Origin of the sequence: Saccharopolyspora sp. NPDC050642, from assembly GCF_040654735.1 — a bacterium.
Taxonomy (GTDB): Bacteria; Actinomycetota; Actinomycetes; order Mycobacteriales; family Pseudonocardiaceae; genus Saccharopolyspora; species Saccharopolyspora elongata.
Map to the genome: position 1 here is coordinate 187,581 of NZ_JBFAIN010000005.1, position 18,286 is coordinate 205,866.

General features: G+C 71.5%; 15 protein-coding genes. 9 read left to right on the top strand and 6 right to left on the bottom strand.

Going from position 1 to position 18,286, the window contains the following annotated elements; translation table 11 throughout:
• Positions 1 to 30: 30 nt before the first annotated feature.
• Positions 31 to 1,131, bottom strand: a complete 1,101-nt coding sequence (locus AB0H93_RS11385) for a chitinase (RefSeq protein WP_358571030.1) — start codon at positions 1,129 to 1,131, stop codon at positions 31 to 33.
• Between the two features lie 111 nt (positions 1,132 to 1,242).
• The gene (locus tag AB0H93_RS11390; RefSeq protein WP_132481062.1) at positions 1,243 to 2,136 is read right to left on the bottom strand and encodes a PAC2 family protein; all 894 of its coding nucleotides are present in this window, start codon (positions 2,134 to 2,136) and stop codon (positions 1,243 to 1,245) included.
• Between the two features lie 250 nt (positions 2,137 to 2,386).
• Between AB0H93_RS11390 and AB0H93_RS11395 the strand changes: the two genes are divergently transcribed.
• Positions 2,387 to 4,756 carry a lysylphosphatidylglycerol synthase domain-containing protein gene (locus tag AB0H93_RS11395; RefSeq protein WP_358571033.1) on the top strand — a complete coding sequence of 790 codons (2,370 nt, stop codon included), beginning with the start codon at positions 2,387 to 2,389 and terminating at the stop codon, positions 4,754 to 4,756.
• Between the two features lie 164 nt (positions 4,757 to 4,920).
• Positions 4,921 to 8,463 (top strand): methionine synthase, encoded by a 3,543-nt coding sequence (metH, locus tag AB0H93_RS11400; RefSeq protein WP_358571036.1) that lies wholly within the window; start codon positions 4,921 to 4,923, stop codon positions 8,461 to 8,463.
• Between the two features lies 1 nt (position 8,464).
• On the opposite strand, the gene AB0H93_RS11405 is transcribed toward metH, so the two are convergent.
• Positions 8,465 to 9,358, bottom strand: coding sequence for a hypothetical protein (locus AB0H93_RS11405; protein WP_358571039.1), 894 nt, complete (start codon positions 9,356 to 9,358; stop codon positions 8,465 to 8,467).
• 259 nt (positions 9,359 to 9,617) lie between these two features.
• Between AB0H93_RS11405 and AB0H93_RS11410 the strand changes: the two genes are divergently transcribed.
• The 5 genes from AB0H93_RS11410 (at position 9,618) to AB0H93_RS11430 (ending at position 13,585) form a co-directional block, all read left to right on the top strand.
• Positions 9,618 to 10,322, top strand: coding sequence for an HAD family phosphatase (locus AB0H93_RS11410; protein WP_358571042.1), 705 nt, complete (start codon positions 9,618 to 9,620; stop codon positions 10,320 to 10,322).
• Entirely contained in the window at positions 10,322 to 11,290 is a 969-nt protein-coding gene (locus tag AB0H93_RS11415) for a homoserine dehydrogenase (protein WP_358571045.1), read from the top strand. The genes AB0H93_RS11410 and AB0H93_RS11415 overlap by 1 nt, the downstream gene beginning before the upstream one ends.
• 91 nt (positions 11,291 to 11,381) lie before the next feature.
• Positions 11,382 to 11,645 carry a phosphoribosyl-ATP diphosphatase gene (locus AB0H93_RS11420; RefSeq protein ID WP_093260198.1) on the top strand — a complete coding sequence of 88 codons (264 nt, stop codon included), beginning with the start codon at positions 11,382 to 11,384 and terminating at the stop codon, positions 11,643 to 11,645.
• 35 nt (positions 11,646 to 11,680) lie between these two features.
• Entirely contained in the window at positions 11,681 to 12,529 is an 849-nt protein-coding gene (gene hisG, locus AB0H93_RS11425) for an ATP phosphoribosyltransferase (RefSeq protein WP_358571048.1), read from the top strand.
• A gap of 210 nt (positions 12,530 to 12,739) precedes the next feature.
• Positions 12,740 to 13,585, top strand: coding sequence for a VOC family protein (locus AB0H93_RS11430; RefSeq protein WP_132480508.1), 846 nt, complete (start codon positions 12,740 to 12,742; stop codon positions 13,583 to 13,585).
• 54 nt (positions 13,586 to 13,639) lie between these two features.
• Here the strand turns inward: AB0H93_RS11430 and AB0H93_RS11435 are convergent, their stop codons facing one another.
• Entirely contained in the window at positions 13,640 to 14,527 is an 888-nt protein-coding gene (locus AB0H93_RS11435) for a RecB family exonuclease (protein ID WP_358571051.1), read from the bottom strand.
• A gap of 89 nt (positions 14,528 to 14,616) precedes the next feature.
• On the opposite strand from AB0H93_RS11435, the gene AB0H93_RS11440 reads away from it, so the two are divergent.
• Together AB0H93_RS11440 and AB0H93_RS11445 are read left to right on the top strand one after the other, a co-directional pair.
• Entirely contained in the window at positions 14,617 to 15,756 is a 1,140-nt protein-coding gene (locus AB0H93_RS11440; RefSeq protein WP_358571054.1) for a site-2 protease family protein, read from the top strand.
• Between the two features lie 151 nt (positions 15,757 to 15,907).
• Positions 15,908 to 16,741: a tRNA (adenine-N1)-methyltransferase gene (locus AB0H93_RS11445; RefSeq protein ID WP_358571057.1), complete on the top strand. Its 834-nt coding sequence runs from the start codon at positions 15,908 to 15,910 to the stop codon at positions 16,739 to 16,741.
• A 55-nt stretch (positions 16,742 to 16,796) separates the two neighbouring features.
• Here the strand turns inward: AB0H93_RS11445 and AB0H93_RS11450 are convergent, their stop codons facing one another.
• Together AB0H93_RS11450 and AB0H93_RS11455 are read right to left on the bottom strand one after the other, a co-directional pair.
• Positions 16,797 to 17,549 carry a hypothetical protein gene (locus tag AB0H93_RS11450; RefSeq protein ID WP_358571060.1) on the bottom strand — a complete coding sequence of 251 codons (753 nt, stop codon included), beginning with the start codon at positions 17,547 to 17,549 and terminating at the stop codon, positions 16,797 to 16,799.
• A 37-nt stretch (positions 17,550 to 17,586) separates the two neighbouring features.
• The gene (locus AB0H93_RS11455) at positions 17,587 to 18,234 is read right to left on the bottom strand and encodes a hypothetical protein (RefSeq protein ID WP_358571063.1); all 648 of its coding nucleotides are present in this window, start codon (positions 18,232 to 18,234) and stop codon (positions 17,587 to 17,589) included.
• Positions 18,235 to 18,286 lie beyond the last annotated feature (52 nt).

The following is an 18,286-nucleotide window of genomic DNA, read 5'->3' on the forward strand; positions in this document are numbered from 1 at the left end:
CGGTTCGGCGGCAGGCACCCGACGCCCGGGTCAGTAGGTGTCGTGGGCCTTGGCGAACTCGTTGCCGTGGTAGGCGTCCCAGTTGATCGACCACGCCATCAGGCCGCGCAGGGCCGGATAGGTGCCGTGCGGTCGGTACGGGCCGCAGCCGGTGCCCGCGCGCAGGCAGTCGAGCGCCTTGTGGACCTCCGGGACCGGGGTGAAGCCGTTGCCCGCCGGGTTGGCCGCGGGCAGGCCGATGGCGACCTGTTCCGGCGCCAGCGGCGCGAAGGTGTTGTCCGGGTTCTTCGCCAGCGGGAAGCCGGTCAGCAGCATGTCGATCATCGCCACGTGGAAGTCCGCGGTGCCCATCGTGTGGTACTGGTCGTCCAGGCCCATGATCGGGCCCGAGTTGTAGTTCTGGACGTGCAGCAGGTCCAGGTCCGCCCGCAGCGCGTCGATCACCGGCAGGTACGAGCCGGCGCGCGGGTCGGCGCCGGAGCCGCCGCCGTAGTGCTGGTAGCCGAGCTGGACGAAGAACGTCTCCGGCGCCATGGTCAGCACGAAGTCCGGGCCGTAGCGCTCGTTCAGCGCCCGGAGCGCGGCGATCAGGTTGACCACGACCGGCGTGGTCGGGTTCTTCAGGTCGGTGTCGCCGGGGGCGAGTTCCAGCGAGTGGCCCTCGAAGTCGATGTCGATGCCGTCGAGGCCGTAGCGGTCGATGATCGCGGCGGCGGATTCGACGAAGGCGTCGCGCGCGCCCTCCGTCTCCAGCCGCACCTGCCCGTTGGCGCCGCCGACCGACAGCAGCACCTTCTTGCCCTCGGCCTGCTTGGCCTTGATGCCGGCGATGAACTCCTCGTCGGTCTCGACGTTCGGGCATTCGGCGGCCGGGCAGCGGTTGAACTCCAGCCGGCCGGAGGTGGGGGAGGTGGGCTCGGCGAAGGCGAGGTCGATGACGTCCCATTCGGCGGGCACGTCGGCGATGCGCACGTAGCCGGAGCCGTTGGCGAAGCTGGCGTGCAGGTAGCCGACCAGGGCGTGGGCCGGGATGTCCGGCGCGGCGGGTTCGGGGGCGGCCGCGGCGGTGGCGGGCAGCGTCAGCCCGACCAGGCCGACCAGGGCGGCGAGCGCGGTGCGCATCCGTGGCATGGGAGTGCTCCGATCCGTAGGGAGTGATCTGGGGCACAACAAAAAATGGACTAGACCATTGCTCGCGTCAAGGTCCAGTCCATTAGTCGCCAACGGCCGCGAAAGTGCCGGTCAGCCCGGGCCGGGGCCCAGCGGCCCCTTGCCACCGGGGCCGCCCGGACCGCGGCGGCGCAGGTAGCGCTCGAACTCCGCGGCGATCGCGTCCCCGCTGGCCTCGGTCAGCTTGACCTCGGCGTCCCCGCGCTCCTCCAGCGCGCGGACGTAGTTGCGGACGTCCTCGTCCTCCTCCGCCATCTCGCTGACGGTCTGCTCCCACTCCTCGGCCTGCTCGGGCAGGTTGCCCAGCGGCACCTCCACGTCGAGCGCCTCCTCGACCCGGTGCAGCAGCGCCAGCGTGGCCTTCGGCGACGGCGGCTGCGACACGTAGTGCGGCACCGCCGCCCAGAACGAGATCGCCGGGATCCCGGCCTGCACGCAGGCATCCTGGAACACCCCGACGATCCCGGTCGGGCCCTCGTAGCGGGAGCGCTCCAGCCCGTAGCGGGCCGCCGACTCGGTGTCGTAGGCCGCGCCGCTGACCGGCACCGGCCGGGTGTGCGGCGCGTCCGCGAGCAGGGCGCCGAGGGTGACCACGGTGCGGGCGCCGATCCGCTCGATCTGCTCGACGAGTTCGGCGCAGAACGCCCGCCAGCGCATGTTCGGCTCGATGCCGTGCACCAGCACCACGTCGTGATCGCAGCCGGGCGGGCGGCAGACCGTCAGCCGCGTGGTCGGCCAGGAGACCTGGCGGGTGATGCCGTCGACCAGCTTGACCGTGGGGCGGGTGACCTGGAAGTCGTAGTACGGGTCCGGGTCCACCTCGCTGAGCGGCTCCGCGTCCCAGATGAGCTGCAGGTGCTCGATCGCGGAACTGGCGGCGTCGCCTGCATCGTTCCAGCCCTCGAAGGCGCTGACGACGATCGGGTCGGTCAGCGGGGGCAGTTCGGCGCGCTGTTGTCCGGTGATGTGTGCGTCGCGATCGGTCACGGCGCCAGCCTACGACGCCACGCCGACGCGAGCGCCCGACGTCCCCGCCGAACATCATCCGCTGCGCGCGAACACCCGGGGCCGCTGTTTTTCCAAGCGGCGGTGGTCGCTTGCAGTGCGGTGCCGTGGTGGAACGATCCGCATCCCGGTTTGACGGGAGGGAGCCGGGGCCAGACCCTTTACCCGAGTCACCGTGGGTGTCAGCGGTCGAGGGAAGCCGATCCAGCCAGTGGACAGCACCGGAGCGTCACCGAGCGAAGGGACCGGGATATCCCCGAGTTCCCGGCTGCGGTTGTCGATCGGCCGCCGCCCGAAGGACTTGGCCCAGCTGGGCCTCGTCGGCGGGCTGCTCACGCTGAGCGTGCTGCTGGTCCTGGTGCCCGCCAACCCCGTCGAGCTCGCCGTCTACCAGCAGCTGGAGCGGATCCCGGCGGTCATCGACCCGCTGTGGGTGGTGCTCACCTGGGTCGGCGGCTGGGCCGGGATCGCCGGGGCCACCGCGGTGGCGATGTACTTCGGCTGGATCCGGGTGGCGCTGCTGTGCGCGGTGTCGGGCGCGGCGACCTGGGCCCTGGCCGGGCTCATGCAGCACGTCCTGGGCGTTCGTCCGGTGCCCGTGCCGTTCCCCGGGCCGCCGGGCGGTTTCCCGTTCCCTGCGGGCGAAGTGGCCATCGTGACCGTGCTGGCGGTGGTCGCCGCGCCCTACCTGGGCCGCACCGCGCGGTACCTCGGGTGGGCGCTCGCCGTGCTGGTCGGGGTGGCGGTGGTGCACCTCGGCGGGCACCTGCCGCTGGACGCCGTGGGTGGCGCGCTGCTGGGGTGGGGCGTCGGCCTGCTCTGCCACGTCGTCTGGGGCGCGCCGGGGCGGAAGATCTCCGGCCAGGTGATCCTGGGCGAGCTGGAGCTGGCCGGGCTGGAACCGACCTGGATCGTCGCGCTGCGCCACCGGCTGCTGGATCCGCGGGAGTTCGCCGTGGGCACCACGGCGGGGTGGACGCTGCGCGCCAAGGTGGTGCGGCGGATGAGCCGCCGCGCCGGGCCCTGGTACAAGATCAAGCGCCTGCTCACGATGCTCGACGTCCAGGACGAGCCGCGCCTGTCGACGCCGCACCACGAGGTGGAGCACGAGGCCTACGTGACGCTGCTCGCCGAACGGGCCGGGGTGCGAACCCCGCAGGTCGTGCTCGCATGCGACGTCAAGCACGCGCCCGCGCTGCTGGTGGTCCGCCAGGTGACCGGGCGCCGGCTGTCGGAGCTGCGCGGCGACGAGATCGATGACGAGCTGCTCGCGGCGATCTGGGCGCAGCTCGCGGCCCTGGGCGCGGCCCGCATCGCCCATCACGACCTTCGCGCGAAGAACATCCTGGTGGACGACGAGAACCGGCCGTGGCTGCTCAGCTTCACGTTCAGCCACGCGGGCGCGGAGGCGGCGCGCCTCGCCCAGGACCTGGCCGAGGCACTGGTGTCGATGGCGGCGGTGGTCGGCACCGAGCGCGCGGTGCGAAGCGCGATCAGCGCGCTGCCGGCCGAGCAGCTCGCGGCGGCGCTGCGGAACCTGGTGCCGCTGGCGCTGCCGCGGCGCATCAGGAGCCAGGCGGAGCGCGGGCGCTTCCTGCTGGCCGAGCTGCGCGAAACCCTGGCGGACGGGCTGGGCCTGCCGATCCCGGGCTTCCGCTCGCCGGTCCGCCCGATCACCGTGATCGGCCTGCTGCTCATCGCCGCTGCGGTGTACCTGCTGCTCCCGGAGCTGTCCAGCATGGGCGAGGTGCTCACGGCGGTGCGACACGCCAACTGGGGCTGGCTGGCGGTGGCGGTCGTGACGGGGTTCGTCGCGATCCTGCTGTCGTCGATCTCCGTGCAGGGCTCCAGCCGGATCCCGCTGCCGTTCTGGCGGACGTTCCTGGTGCAGATGGCGGCGGCGTTCACCGGGCGCACCACGCCCGGCGGCGCCGGGTTCTTCGGCATCAACGTGGTCTACATGGAACGCCTCGGGTTGCGGCGCCCGCTGGCGGTCGGGGTGACGCTGCTGAACCAGGCGGGCACCGGGGCGGTGGCGTTCGTCGTGGCCGTGATCGGCGTGTTCGCGGTCGGCCTGTCCGGCACGTTCACCAACCTGTCGATCCCGACCGGCTGGCCGGTGCTGGTCGGCACCGCCGCGGTCGTGGTGATCGCGGCGGCCGTGATCGCCTCGCCGTTCGGCCGCCGCCGGATCGTCGCGCCGTCGCTGGAGGTCGGCCGGGAGCTGCTGGAGACGTTGCGCCACCCGGTCCGCGCGCTCCAGCTCTTCGGCGGCGCGCTGGGTTACCTCGTGGTGTCGGGGCTGGGGCTGGCCGCGTCGCTGGCCGCGCTGCACCCGGACTTCTCCTGGACGGCCGTGACGGTCGTGTTCATCATCGGCAACACCCTCGGTCACCTGGTGCCCTCGCCCGGCGGGCTGGGCGCGGTCGAGGCGGTGCTGCTCGCGGGCCTCGGAGCGATGGGCGTGCCGGCGACGGCGGCGGTCACCGGAGTGCTGATCTCCCGCCTGCTGACGTACTGGCTGCCGGTCCTCCCCGGCATCGCGGTGTTCCGCTACCTCCAGCACCGAGGCCTCATCTGAGCGCCGGCCCGAAGCCCTCCCCCCCGTGCGGTCCGCAATTTCCATTGAAATCGAACCTTCGATTTCAATGGAAATTGCGGGACCAGGACGGGGATCCCGTGCCGCTGGGAGCCTCGTACCACACTGTGGGAATTGGGTTGGGATGCGCTCGTACGCTGGTCGGTATGCCGCATTCTCCCTGGTCACCGCTGCTGGAGGCGCTGGAGCGCCGGGTTCTCGTCGCCGACGGCGCGATGGGCACCATGCTGCAGGAGGTGCCGCTGGGCCTCGACGACTTCGCGGGCCTGGAGGGCTGCAACGAGATCCTCAACGCCACCCGCCCGGACGTGGTGCGCGGCGTGCACCGCGGCTACCTGGCGGCCGGGGCGGACGCGATCGAGACGAACACCTTCGGCGCGAACCTGGCCAACCTCGGCGAGTACGGCATCGCCGACCGCATCCGCGAGCTCTCCGAGCGCGGCGCGCGGCTGGCCAGGGAATGCGCCGACGAGTTCGCCACCGCCGAGCAGCCGCGGTTCGTGCTGGGCGCGATGGGGCCGGGCACCAAGCTGCCGACGCTGGGGCACGTGACCTTCGAGGCGCTGCGCGACGCCTACGCGGAGCAGACCGTCGGCATGCTCGACGGCGGGATCGACGCCGTGCTGGTGGAGACCTCGCAGGACCTGTTGCAGACCAAGGCTTCGGTGCTGGCCGCCAAGCGCGGCATGGCGCGGGCCGGGCGGCGGGTGCCGATCATCGCGCAGGTGACCGTGGAGACCACCGGCACGATGCTGCTGGGCACCGAGATCACCGCCGCGCTGACCGCGCTGGAGCCGCTGGGCATCGACCTGATCGGGATGAACTGCGCGACCGGTCCGGCCGAGATGAGCGAGCACCTGCGGCAGCTGGCCAAGCAATCGCGGGTGCCGCTGTCGGTGATGCCCAACGCCGGGCTGCCGCAGCTCGGTCCCGACGGCGCGGTGTACCCGCTGACGCCCGAGGAGCTGGCCGAGGCGCTCGCCGAGTTCGTCACGCAGTACGGCGCCCGGCTGGTCGGCGGCTGCTGCGGCACGACCGGCGAGCACATCCGCCAGGTCGTCGAGGCGGTGCGCGACCTGGCGCCGCCGCGGCGCGAGCCGCAGCCCGAGCCGGGCGTCAGCTCGCTGTACCAGGCCGTGCCGTTCGCCCAGGACGCGTCGGTGCTGGTGGTCGGCGAACGCACGAATGCCAACGGCTCCAAGGCGTTCCGCGAGGCGATGCTGGAGGGCGACTACGACTCCTGCGTCGAGATCGCCAAGGCCCAGACCCGCGACGGGGCGCACCTGATCGACCTCTGCGTGGACTACGTGGGCCGCGACGGGGCCGCCGACATGGCCGAGCTGGCCGCGCGGCTGGCCACCGCCTCGACGCTGCCGGTGATGCTGGACTCGACCGAGCCGCCGGTGCTGCGCGCCGGGCTGGAACGCCTCGGCGGCCGGTGCGTGGTCAACTCGGTCAACTACGAGGACGGCGACGGCCCGGATTCCCGCTACCGCCGCGTCATGGAGCTCGTCCGCGAGCACGGCGCCGCGGTGGTGGTGATGTGCATCGACGAGGACGGGCAGGCCCGCACCAAGGACTGGAAGCTGCGGGTCGCCGGCCGGATGATCGACGACCTGACCTCGAACTGGGGGATGGCGGAGTCGGACATCATCATCGACACCCTGACGTTCCCGATCTCCACCGGCCAGGAGGAGGTCCGCCGGGACGGCGTCGAGACCATCGAGGCGATCCGCGAGCTCAAGAGCACGCACCCGGAAGTCCGCACCACGCTGGGCATTTCGAACGTCTCCTTCGGACTGAACGCGGCGGCGCGGCAGGTGCTGAACTCGGTGTTCCTCAACGAGTGCCGGGAAGCGGGGCTGGACACGGCGATCGTGCACGCCTCGAAGATCCTGCCGATGAACAAGATCCCGGACGAGCAGCGGGAGGTCGCGCTCGACCTGGTCTACGACCGGCGCCGCGAGGGCTACGACCCGCTGCAGAAGCTGATGGAGCTCTTCGAGGGGCAGACCGCGAAGTCCAGCCGGGCGTCGCGGGCCGAGGAACTCGCGGCGCTGCCGTTGTTCGAGCGCTTGGAGCGACGGATCGTCGATGGCGAGCGCAACGGGCTGGAAGCCGACCTGGACGCGGCGATGGACGAGAAGCCGCCGCTGGAGATCATCAACGAGAACCTGCTGGCCGGCATGAAGGTCGTCGGCGAGCTGTTCGGCTCCGGTCAGATGCAGCTGCCGTTCGTGCTGCAGTCCGCCGAAGTCATGAAGGCCGCCGTCGCCTACCTGGAACCGCACCTGGAGCGGGAATCCGCCGCCGGCAAGGGCACTCTCGTGCTGGCCACCGTCAAGGGCGACGTGCACGACATCGGCAAGAACCTGGTCGACATCATCGTGTCCAACAACGGCTACAACGTGGTCAACCTCGGCATCAAGCAGTCGATCGGCACGATCCTGGACAGCGCGCAGCAGCACCGCGCGGACGCCATCGGCATGTCCGGGCTGCTGGTGAAGTCGACGGTGATCATGAAGGAGAACCTGGCGGAGCTCAACGCCAGGGGAGTGGCCGAGAAGTACCCGGTGCTGCTCGGCGGCGCCGCGCTGACGCGGTCCTATGTGGAGGGTGATCTCGACGAGCTCTACCGCGGCGAGGTGCGCTACGCCCGGGACGCCTTCGAGGGCCTGCGGCTGATGGATTCCATCATGGCCCGCAAGCGCGGCGGCGTGATCGTCCCGGATCAGGCGGAGGAGGCGAAGAAGGCGGAGCGCAAGGCCCGCCGGGAGCGGTCGCTGCGGATCGCCGAGAAGCGCAAGGCTGCGGCCGAACCCGAGCCGGTGACCCGCTCGGACGTGGCCGCCGGCGTTCCGGTGCCCACGCCGCCGTTCTGGGGCGGGCGCGAGGTGCGCGGCGTGCCGGTCGGCGAGTACTCCGCCTACCTGGACGAACGGGCCACGTTCTTCGGCCAGTGGGGGCTGCGCGGCGCGAAGGGCGGCCCGACCTACGAGGAACTCGTCGAATCCGAGGGGCGGCCGCGGCTGCGGTACTGGATGGACCAGCTCGCCACGGAGGGGATCCTGCAGCACGCGGCGGTGGTCTACGGCTACTTCCCGTGCGTGTCCGAGGGCGACGACCTGGTCGTGCTGGCTGGGCCCGCGGCGGACGCGCCGGAGCGCTGCCGCTTCGCGTTCCCGCGCCAGGCCCGCGACCGGCACCTGTGCCTCGCGGACTTCTTCCGCTCGCGGGAACGCGCCGAGGCGTCCGGGCAGGTGGACGTGCTGCCGCTGCAACTGGTCACGATGGGCCAGCCCATCGCCGACTTCGCCAACGAGCTGTTCGCCCGCAACGCCTACCGCGACTACCTGGAGATCCACGGCCTCGGCGTGCAGCTCACCGAGGCGCTGGCGGAGTACTGGCACCGCCGCGTCCGCCAGGAACTGCTGTTCGCCTCCGGCGTGCCGGTGGCGGCCGAAGATCCGTCCACTGTGGAGGAGTTCTTCCGGTTGGGCTACCGCGGCGCCCGCTTCTCGCTCGGCTACGGCGCCTGTCCGAACCTGGAGGACCGCGCCAAGATCGTCGATCTGCTGCGGCCGGAACGCATCGGCGTGACGCTGTCCGAGGAGTTCCAGCTGCACCCGGAGCAGTCCACCGACGCGATCGTCGCCCACCACCCGGAGGCCAAGTACTTCAACACCTGAGCTACCACTCGTCGTTCCGGTTCACCGCCTCGTAGGCGGTCTTGACCGGGGCCCAGCCGTTGCCGGTGTCGTGTGGGACGCCTTCGCTGGAGTGCCAGTAGCGGAGGTTGTGCTTGCCGCCGGCGATGTCGCGGATGCCGGAGTGCGTCACCTTCGGGCTGTTCCCGTTGAGGTACCGGAACTTGTGGTCGGCGTGGTAGCCCTTGTCGATCGCGGACGTGCCGCTGACCGTTTCGTCCTCGTTGGCGCCGGCGAACGTCCAGTCCGTCCCGGCCGCCCAGGACTGGCTCAGGCGGTTCTCCGGCGCGTGCAGGACGCGCATGAACTCCGAGTCCGGGTCCATCGACTTCCACTGCGTGGTGTCCGAGGCGTCCGGGTTGCGCACGCCCCGGTGCGGGGTGCCGAGCGTGACGACGTCGCCGACCTTCAGCGGCCCGTTCGGGAAGCCCGACCAGCCCTTGGCCGAACCCAGCAGCGCGACGCGGGTGACCAGCCCGCCCATCGAGTGCGCCACGATGTCGACCGATTCGCCCTTCTTCGTGTGGTGCTCGTAGATGTAGTTGGCGAAGTCGGCGGCCACGTGCTTGATCCGCGTGCCGGTGGTGTTGTCGTCGCTGATCGAGACGTCGCAGCCGGTGTCGCCCTTGTAGTAGCCGACGGTCTTCAGCTGCCCGCCGGGCCAGCCGCGCTTCTCGAAGTAGTCGACGGCGTTGCCCCAGATGGTCTTGCAGTTCGCGTCGCTGCCCGGGTTGTAGCCGTGCACGAAGTAGACCGGATTGTTCCCCGCCGCCGAGGTTTCCGGGTTTTCCGGTTGCGCCGCAGCCGTTCCGCCGAGCGCCAGCAACGCGACCGCGAGCAACGCCGCCGCGGCCCGGCCCGTCCTGCTGAACACCATGCGCGTCCTCCTCCCAACGGGAATGCGGCCTTCCAAGGTAGGTGAAGCCGATCTCGCCTTCCGGCCGAACGATCACGCGTCGCTCGTTCGGGCCGCCGCGTTGGGCCGACCGGGCCCGGGCCGCGCGTCGATTGCTCCGATCGTGGCCGGTGGGGCGGGGGACGAGGGATTGAACACTTTCGCTGGGGGAGGCCGGACCTCGGGTGCTGTACTGGTGGAGGTCATGGTCCACACCTCCTCCCGGAACGGAGATCCCCGAGTGACCCGCGACGCCGGTCAGAACTCGCCCGCCGCAGTGCTGTTCGACATGGACGGCACGCTCGTCGACTCCGAGAAGCTGTGGACCATCGCGCTGGACGACTACGCACGGCATCTCGGCGGCGCGCTCACCGACGCGACCCGGGAGGCGATGGTCGGCTCCAACATGACCCGCAGCATGCGAATGCTGTTGGTCGATGTCGGGATCGCGGGCGTCCCGGAAGAAGTCGGCACTGCGGAGGTCGACGCGGCGGCGAAGTGGGTCGCGGCCCGCATGGAGGAGCTGTTCGAGCTGGGCCTGCCGTGGCGGCCGGGCGCGCCGGAGGCGCTGCGCGAGGCCCGCGAGCTGGGCATCCCCACCGCGCTGGTGACCTCCACGATCCGTCCCCTGACGGAGCTGGCGCTGGAAACCCTCGGCCGGGACTCGTTCGACGTGACGGTCTGCGGCGACGAGGTGGACGGCAAGAACAAGCCCGAGCCGGAGCCGTACCTGAAGGCCGCGCGGCTGCTCGGCGTCGATCCGGCGCGGTGCGTCGCGATCGAGGACTCCCCGACCGGGGTGGCCGCGGCCGAGGCCGCCGGCTGCCTGGTGATCGCCATCCCCTGCGAGGTGCCGCTGCAGCCCGGCCCGCACCGGGTCCTGCGCGACTCGCTGGCGGACGTGGACTTCGCCGCCCTCGGTGAGCTGTTCGCCCGGGCGGCGTGATGATCGACGTGCCGGTCGTCCTGGCCGGGTACGGGCCGGTGGGGCGGGAGTACGTCGAGCTGGTCCGGCGGCACCGCGCGCGCTGGCGCGACACCTACGGCGCCGACCTGCACGTCGTCGCCGTCCGCGGCAGGCAGTCGCAGGTCCGGGTCGATGGCGCCGTGCCGTCCCGCGGACAGTGGGATCCCGCCGGTGAGATCGCCGAACTGCTCGCCGGCGCCCGGGTGCTGGCGCAGGCCGTGCCCTCGGACGGCAGCGACCAGCCCGCGCTGGACGCCCTGCAGGCGTTGCAGCAGGGCGCGCACGTCGTGACCGCGACGAAGTCGCACCTGCTCACGCATTGGCGGAAGCTCGACGAGGCCGCGCGCCTGGCCGGGCGGTCGGTGCGGATCTCCGGGGCGACCGGCGCCGCGATGCCGGCCGGTGACCTGGCCCGCTCGGTGCTGCGCGGCTTCGACGTCCGCGCCGTGCAGGGCTGCCCGAACGGCACCGCGACCTTCGTCCTCGACCGGATCGCCGCAGGTCACGGCCTGGCCGGTGCGGTCGTCGAAGCCCAGCGGCGCGGCATCGCCGAGGCCGACCCCACCGCCGACCTCTCCGGCAAGGATGCCGCGACCAAGCTCCGGCTGATCACCGGCCTGCTGTGGGGCTGGGACCCGGCGGACGTCGCGGTCGCGGCGGAGCCGATCCGCGAACCGCTGCCGCCGGTGCCGGAAGGCCACCGGCTCCGGCAGGTCGCCAGCGCGCAGCGCGAGGAGCCTGGGCTGGTGCGCGTCGAGCTGCGCGCCGAACCCGCGGCGAGCACCTTCGGCGCGCTGCTGGGGCCGGAGAAGGCGATCAGCTACGACTGCGGCGAAGCCGGGACGGTCGCAGTCTCCGGCGGCCGGTCGAGCCCGCGGGGCGCCGCGCTGGCCATGATCAAGGACACGCTCGGGGCGGTGCTGGAGGCGACCACCGGGTTCCACTGAGGTGTCCGGCGGGTGACGCGCCGTGATGAAACCCGCAAACGAGCGGGTCCGCCTTCTGGTTCGGCGGCCCGGGATGCAAGGATCGTGGACTGTGAAGACCTTCGACGAGTTGTTCGCCGAACTGCAGGAACGAGCCCGGACCCGTCCGGAGGGCTCGGCGACGGTGGCCGCGCTCGACGCCGGGACGCATGCCCAGGGCAAGAAGGTCCTCGAAGAGGCCGGCGAGGTGTGGATCGCCGCCGAGCACGAATCGGACGAACAGCTCGCCGAGGAGATCTCGCAGCTGCTGTACCGGCTGCAGGTCATCATGCTGGGGCGCGGACTGTCCCTTGAGGACGTCTACCGCTACCTGTGAACCCAACCCAGGAATAGCCGAGGAGATCGAGTTCCATGCTGCGTGTGGCTGTGCCCAACAAGGGCACCCTCGCCGGTCCCGCATCCGAGATGCTCGCGGAAGCCGGGTACCGGCAGCGCCATGAGCAGCGGGACCTCACCGTCCTGGACACCACCAACGACGTCGAGTTCTTCTTCCTGCGCCCCAAGGACATCGCGATCTACGTCGGCTCCGGCGAGCTCGACCTCGGGCTCACCGGCCGCGACCTGGCCCGCGATTCCGGCGCCCCGGTCGAGGAGCGGCTCGCGCTCGGCTTCGGCGGCTCCACGTTCCGCTACGCCGCCCCGGCGGGCCCGCACGACTGGACCGTCGCGGACCTGCAGGACAAGCGGATCGCCACGTCCTACCCGAGGCTGGTCACCGACGACCTCGCGCAGCACGGCGTGACGGCCGACGTCATCCGGCTCGACGGCGCGGTGGAGATCTCCATCCAGCTCGGCGTCGCCGACGCCATCGCCGACGTGGTCGGCTCCGGCCGCACGCTGCGCCAGCACGGCCTGGTCGCCTTCGGCGAGCCGATCTGCAACTCCGAGGCGGTGGTGATCGAGCGCCGCGGTTCGGACGACGAGCAGGCCAAGAACCAGCTCATCGCCCGCCTGCAGGGCGTGGTGTTCGCCCAGCAGTACGTGATGCTGGACTACAACTGCCCGCGCGATCTGCTCGACGACGCCACCAAGGTGACGCCGGGCCTGGAGTCGCCGACTATGTCGCCGCTGGCCGACGACCGCTGGGTGGCGGTGCGCGCGATGGTCTCCCGCAAGGACGCCCCGGCGATCATGGACCGCCTCGCCGCGGTCGGCGCCAAGGCCATCCTGTCCTCCGACATCAGGGCCTGCCGCCTCTGAAGCCTGGTCCGAACGCCACGCCCACCCGGTCCGCGCCGGGTGGGCGTGGCGTTTTCTGCCGGTGCTCCGGTGAACACCGCGTTCCTCGCGAGTTCGTCCTGTATGTCCGATTGCTCCACCGGATTGTGATCCGAGTGCCCCGAGTCGGCCGTGGCGATTGCGGATAATGGAATCCGAGACGATCTTGGACGAGCCGGTGGGGGTGAGGAAATGGCCGTCGTGGTACCGGGAACTACCCCGCCGCGGTGGGAGCTCTACGAGGGGATGCCCTGCTGGATAGAGCTGATCACCACGGATCTCGAGCGGGCCCAGGAGTTCTACTCCGGGTTGTTCGACTGGACGTACGAAACCCATCGCGATCCGGTCTCCGGTGAACACGTGATCGCCATGCGCGAGGGTTTCCCGGTGGCCAGCCTGCGGGCCGCCTCCGGTGACCAGTCGAGCTGGCGGCTCTACCTGGCCACCGCGGACTGCGAGGCCTTCGCGGAGCGGGCCGTGGCGCTGGGCGCGACGGTGACCGTGCCGCGCAACGAGGTGCCCGGGCTGGGCGCCAAGACGGTGCTGGTCGGGCCGGCCGGGGCCGAGTTCGGGCTGCTGGAACCCGAGGAGTCCTGGCAGTTCGACGTCGGGCTGCCGGGCACCCTGATGTGGGCCGAGCTGGTCACCATCAAGGCGCAGACCGCGGACAACTTCTTCCAGGAGCTCTTCGGCTACAGCGCCGAGCAGTTCGGCACCGAGCACCGCTCGGACTACTCCGTCTGGTACCTCGGGGACGAGTCGGTGTGCGCCCGGGTCAGCATGATCCGCGACTTCATCACCGAGTCCACCAAGCCGCACTGGCTGCTCTACCTCGGCGTCGACGCGGAGGTCGGCACCGACGAGCTGGTCCGCCGCGCGATCGGCCTCGGCGGCCGCGTGCGGGTGGATCCGTACGACTCCAGCATCGGCCGGGTCGCGGTCCTCCGGGATCCCAGCGGCGCCCGCTTCGCGGTCATCGACCCGACCCAGGCCGGTGACTTCGGCACCGCCGCCAACTACGACCCCTACGAGGACTGACCGCCCGCCGGGGGATCGCAGTTTCAATTGAAACTGCGACCCCCGGGCGGCGGGTCAGTCGGTGCGGTCGAGGACGGATTCCGGGCCCGGGTCGGGTTCCGGCCAGCCCGGGTAGGGCGGCGGGGTGCCGCCGAAGGCCGGGCACAGCGGCTTGTGGTCGCAGTAGTCGCACAGGCGGCTGGGGTTCGGCCGGAAGTCACCCGTCTTGCCCGCCCGCAGGATCGCCTGCCAGATCGCCTCCAGGGTGCGCTCGAAGCGGCGCAGCTCCGTCTCGTCCGGCGTGTAGGCCAGCCGCTGCTTGCTGGCCAGGTACATCAGCAGCAGCTGGCGGGGGATCTCGCCACGGGTGCGCCACAGCACCAGGGCGTAGAACTTCATCTGGAACATCGCCTTGGCCTCGCCGATCTCCCGCGGCGCGGCACCGGTCTTGTAGTCGACCAGCCGGATCTCGCCGGTCGGGGCCACGTCGACGCGGTCGATGAACCCGCGCAGCAGCACTCCGGAGTCGAGCTCGGTCTCCACCCGCAGCTCGCAGGCCTCCGGCTCCAGCCGGCGCGGGTCCTCCAGCTCGAAGTAGGCGTCCAGCAGCGCGTTCGCCGACTCCAGCCAGCCCGCCAGCTCGGGATCGCCGGGCCCGTCGAACAGCTCGCCGAGCTCGGGCTGCTGCGCGAGCAGCTCCTCCCAGGCCGGCTGCAGCAGTGCCCGCGCCTGCGCCTGGTCGCGCTCGGCCGTCGGCAGTCCGAACAGCCGCTCCAGCACCGAATGCACCACGGTGCCGCGCACCTGCGCCTTGCTGGGCGTTTCCGGCAGCCGGTCCACGGCGCGGAACCGGTAGAGCAGCGGGCACTGCTTGAAATCGCTCGCGCGGGACGGGGACAGCGCCGGCCGTCTGGGCCCGCCGTCCTGGAGTGTCCCGCCTGTCGCCTGCGCAGGTTCCGCCATGGCCCGTGACCCTAATCGAGCCGACCGACACGCGATCACCCCCTGCACGGATCACGACTGCCCCACGGGCGGGGCACTACCCTGCGTGCATGCCGTCGACCGCGTCCCCGCCCGCCCGGCCCAAGTTGAACGACGGCGGCCTGCTGCTGTGCCGCATCGCCGGGGTGCCGGTGCTGCTGTCGCCGTCGTGGTGGCTCGGGGCGGCGCTGATCGTGCTGCTCTACACGCCGCTGGTGGGCCGGATACTGCCGGGCGCGGGGATCTGGGAGAGCGCGCTGCTGGCGGCGGTGTTCACCGTGCTGCTGGCGGTTTCGGTGCTGCTGCACGAGCTCGGGCACTGCATCGTCGCGCTGCGCCTGGGACTGCCGGTGCGGCGGGTTCGCCTGTTCCTGCTCGGCGGCCTGTCGGAGATCTCCCGGACGCCGCCGAAACCCACCCAGGAGGGCCTGATCGCGGCGGCCGGGCCCGCGGTGTCGATGGCGCTGGCGCTGGCGACCGGCATCGGCTGGTTCGCGCTGGTGCCCGGCGGCGCGATCTGGCTGCTTGTCGCGCAGACCTGCGTGGCGAACCTCGCGGTGGCGGTGTTCAACCTGCTGCCGGGCCTGCCGCTGGACGGCGGCCGGATGCTGCGGGCGCTGACCTGGCGGCTCACCGGCAAGCGCGCCACGGGCACCACGGCGGGCGTGATCGGCGCGGGAGCGGTGGCGGCGGTCCTGATCGGCTGGGCGCTGGTCGGCCTGCTCAACAACGCCCAGGACCAGTGGCTGCGGCTGGGCGTGTGCGTGCTGATGGCGTGGTTCGTGGTGGCCGGTGCGAGCGCGGAGCACGCGGCCGAGCAGCGCAAGCGCTGGCCCACGGGCCTGGCGCTGGGGGACCTGGTGCGCCCGGTCCTGCAGCTCCCGGCGGAGAGCCCGGTGGGCGATGCGCTGCTGGCGGCGGCGGGCCGGGGCGTGGTGCTGGTGCGGGCCGACGGCATCGCGGTCGGCCTGCTCGACCAGACCGCGGCGGAGCGCCTGGCGACCCACGCGCCGAACGAACCGGCCGAACGCGCGGCCGAACCGGTCGACCCGGACACGATCCTGCTCGACAGCGAGACCCCGGACGCGATCCTGGAGCGGGTGCAGTCGGTGCTGGCCTGGCAGTTCCTCGTGGTCGACAGCGAGGGCAGGCCCAGCGGCGTGCTGCGCCGCGAGGACCTCCGCAACGCGCTGCGCTCCCGTCGCGGGTGAGCCGCCCGCGAGCGTTTTGGGGTGTCATAGCGCCCCGAAACGCTCACGGGACCTGCGCGGCGGCAATGGGGTGGCGGAAGCCGATCCGAGCCTTCTTCGGACGCTCTGCGACGATGGTGCGCTGTACCAGCGTGGAGAAGGTAGGCAGCAGTTGAGCAGCACCGTCAGCGGTGAGTTCCAGCCCGGCGACCGGGTCCAGTTGACCGACCCGAAGGGCCGGAAGTACACGGTCGTCCTGGAGCAGGGAGGGGAGTACCACACGCACCGCGGTGCCCTCGCGCACGACGACCTGATCGGCAAGCCGGAGGGCTCGGTGGTGACCTCGGCGGGCGGCACGTCGTTCCTGGCGCTGCGGCCGCTGCTGGCCGACTACGTGCTGTCGATGCCGCGCGGCGCCCAGGTCATCTACCCGAAGGACGCGGCGCAGATCCTCATGTGGGGCGACATCCGCCCGGGCGCGCGGGTGCTGGAGGCCGGTGCCGGATCGGGCGCGCTGAGCTGCTCCCTGCTGCGCGCGGTCGGCCCCGAGGGCAGCGTGACGTCGTTCGAGGTGCGCGAGGACCACGCGGAGCACGCGGAGCGCAACGTGCGGCGCTTCTTCGGCGACAAGCCGGACAACTGGACGCTGCAGCTGGGCGACGTCCAGGAGTACGACGGCGACCCGGTCGACCGGGTGGTGCTCGACATGCTCGCGCCGTGGGACGTCCTGGACAAGGTCCACGAGAAGCTGCTGCCCGGCGGCGTCCTGGTCGTCTACGTGGCCACGACGACCCAGCTGTCCCGGATCACGGAGGCGATCCGCGAGCAGCAGAACTGGACGGAACCCCAGTCCTGGGAAACGCTGCTGCGCCCGTGGCACGTGGTGGGCATGGCGGTCCGCCCGGACCACCGGATGGTGGCGCACACGGCGTTCCTCCTGACGACCCGCCGCCTGGCGGACGGCGTGACCCCGCCCCGGGTCCAGCGCCGCCCCAGCAAGGGCTGAACGCGAAAGGCCCGCCCCGGACCGGGGCGGGCCTTCTCACGTGATCGGGGTTCGATCAGCAGAACTTCCAGGAACCGTCTTCGACGATCATCTTCATGTCCTCGTCGATCTGCTGGTCGGGCATCAGGTCGGCCACGTTCTGGCCCATGATCTCGACGTCGGCGGTGATGCTGATGTTGCCGGAGACCTTGGCCGTGGCGGTGTTGTCGCCGTTGTCCTTGACCTCGCCCAGCTTCATCTCGATCTTCATGCCGTCGATCAGCTTCTGGATGTCGGCGTCGGTGAGGCCGAACTCCTTGAGGTCCTGGAAATCGGCGCTCTTGCCCTCGAAGGTGTCCATCATCTCCTGGAACTTCTCCTGCTCCTTCTTGCAGGAGAGAGGCTGCAGGCTGGCGAAGTCCTTCTGGTTGATCGCGTCGATGCCCTGCTGGGCGACCTTGCGGGGGTCGCCGGGGCCGCCGGTGAAGACGATCACCAGGGTGATCACCAGGCCGATCACGACGAGGCCGCCGACGCCGCCCAGGATCCACGGCAGCGGGGACTTCTTCTTCGGCGCGTCGAAGCCCGGCTGGCCGAAGCCGCCGCCCTGCGGCGGGTACGGGGGCTGCTGGCCGAAGCCCTGCTGCGGCTGCGGGCCGCTCTGCGGGTACGCGCCGCCCTGCTGGGGCTGGCCGCCGCTGGGCGGGTAGGCGCCGCCCGGCTGGCCGCCGAAGCCCTGCTGCGGCTGGCCACCGCTGGGCGGGTACTGGCCGCCGGGCTGCTGCCCCCAGCCGTCCTGCCCGGGCGGCTGCTGCGGTGGGTACGTCATGGGTCCTCCCCCTTGCTCACATGCTCTTGCTGCGGGCTCACTGGTCGAGCTGGCAGACCTTCCAGGTGCCGTCCTCCACGACCAGGCCCATCGTCTGGTCCACAGGTGTGGACGATCCGTCGGCCTCGTAGGTTCCGGTCAACTTCGCGGTGGCCTGGTCGCCACGCTCGGTCACCTCGCCGAGCTTGACGTTGAACTTCCACTGGCGGAGCTGGCTCATCGCCTTGCTCAGCTCGGCCTTGTTGGAGTCGCAGAACAGGCTGCTCACGCCGTTGAAGTCGCCGGCGTTGACCTTCTGGACGACCTCCTGCGCGACCGGCCGGGCCTCGCCGGGCCCGCTGTTCAGCCAGAAGAACACCCCGACGCCGGCCCCTGCGAGGACGACCAGCGCCCCGACCAGGCCGAGGATCAGCGGCAGCTTCGACTTCTTCCGCTGCGGCGGCTCGATGTCGGCGAAGCCGTTGGGCTCCTGGATCCAGGAGCCGGGGCCGAACTCGCTGCCCCACTGGGGGGCCATGGGCGCCTGCTGCTGGTCCGGGCCCTGCTGGCCCCAGCCGGTGTGCTGGTTGCCGTACCAGGCGGGCTGCTGCTGCGGGGTTTCCGGCGGACCCTGCTGAGGGAACCCGTTGCCCGCGGGTTGCTGCCCCCACCCGCCTTGTCCAGGCTGCTGCGGCGGATAGGTCATGGCTCCTCCCCGGAGTGGTGCGTTGCTGCTTTCGGCGGCCGTAAGTAGATCA

Bases quoted from the DNA above. Each gene is read 5' to 3' on its own strand.
- AB0H93_RS11430 (WP_132480508.1), top strand. From the start codon at position 12,740: ATGGCCGTCGTGGTACCGGGAACTACCCCGCCGCGGTGGGAGCTCTAC.
- AB0H93_RS11450 (WP_358571060.1), bottom strand. From the start codon at position 17,549: ATGACGTACCCACCGCAGCAGCCGCCCGGGCAGGACGGCTGGGGGCAG.
- AB0H93_RS11440 (WP_358571054.1), top strand. From the start codon at position 14,617: ATGCCGTCGACCGCGTCCCCGCCCGCCCGGCCCAAGTTGAACGACGGC.
- metH (WP_358571036.1), top strand. From the start codon at position 4,921: ATGCCGCATTCTCCCTGGTCACCGCTGCTGGAGGCGCTGGAGCGCCGG.
- AB0H93_RS11415 (WP_358571045.1), top strand. From the start codon at position 10,322: ATGATCGACGTGCCGGTCGTCCTGGCCGGGTACGGGCCGGTGGGGCGG.
- AB0H93_RS11405 (WP_358571039.1), bottom strand. From the start codon at position 9,358: ATGGTGTTCAGCAGGACGGGCCGGGCCGCGGCGGCGTTGCTCGCGGTC.
- AB0H93_RS11435 (WP_358571051.1), bottom strand. From the start codon at position 14,527: ATGGCGGAACCTGCGCAGGCGACAGGCGGGACACTCCAGGACGGCGGG.
- AB0H93_RS11385 (WP_358571030.1), bottom strand. From the start codon at position 1,131: ATGCCACGGATGCGCACCGCGCTCGCCGCCCTGGTCGGCCTGGTCGGG.
- AB0H93_RS11455 (WP_358571063.1), bottom strand. From the start codon at position 18,234: ATGACCTATCCGCCGCAGCAGCCTGGACAAGGCGGGTGGGGGCAGCAA.
- hisG (WP_358571048.1), top strand. From the start codon at position 11,681: ATGCTGCGTGTGGCTGTGCCCAACAAGGGCACCCTCGCCGGTCCCGCA.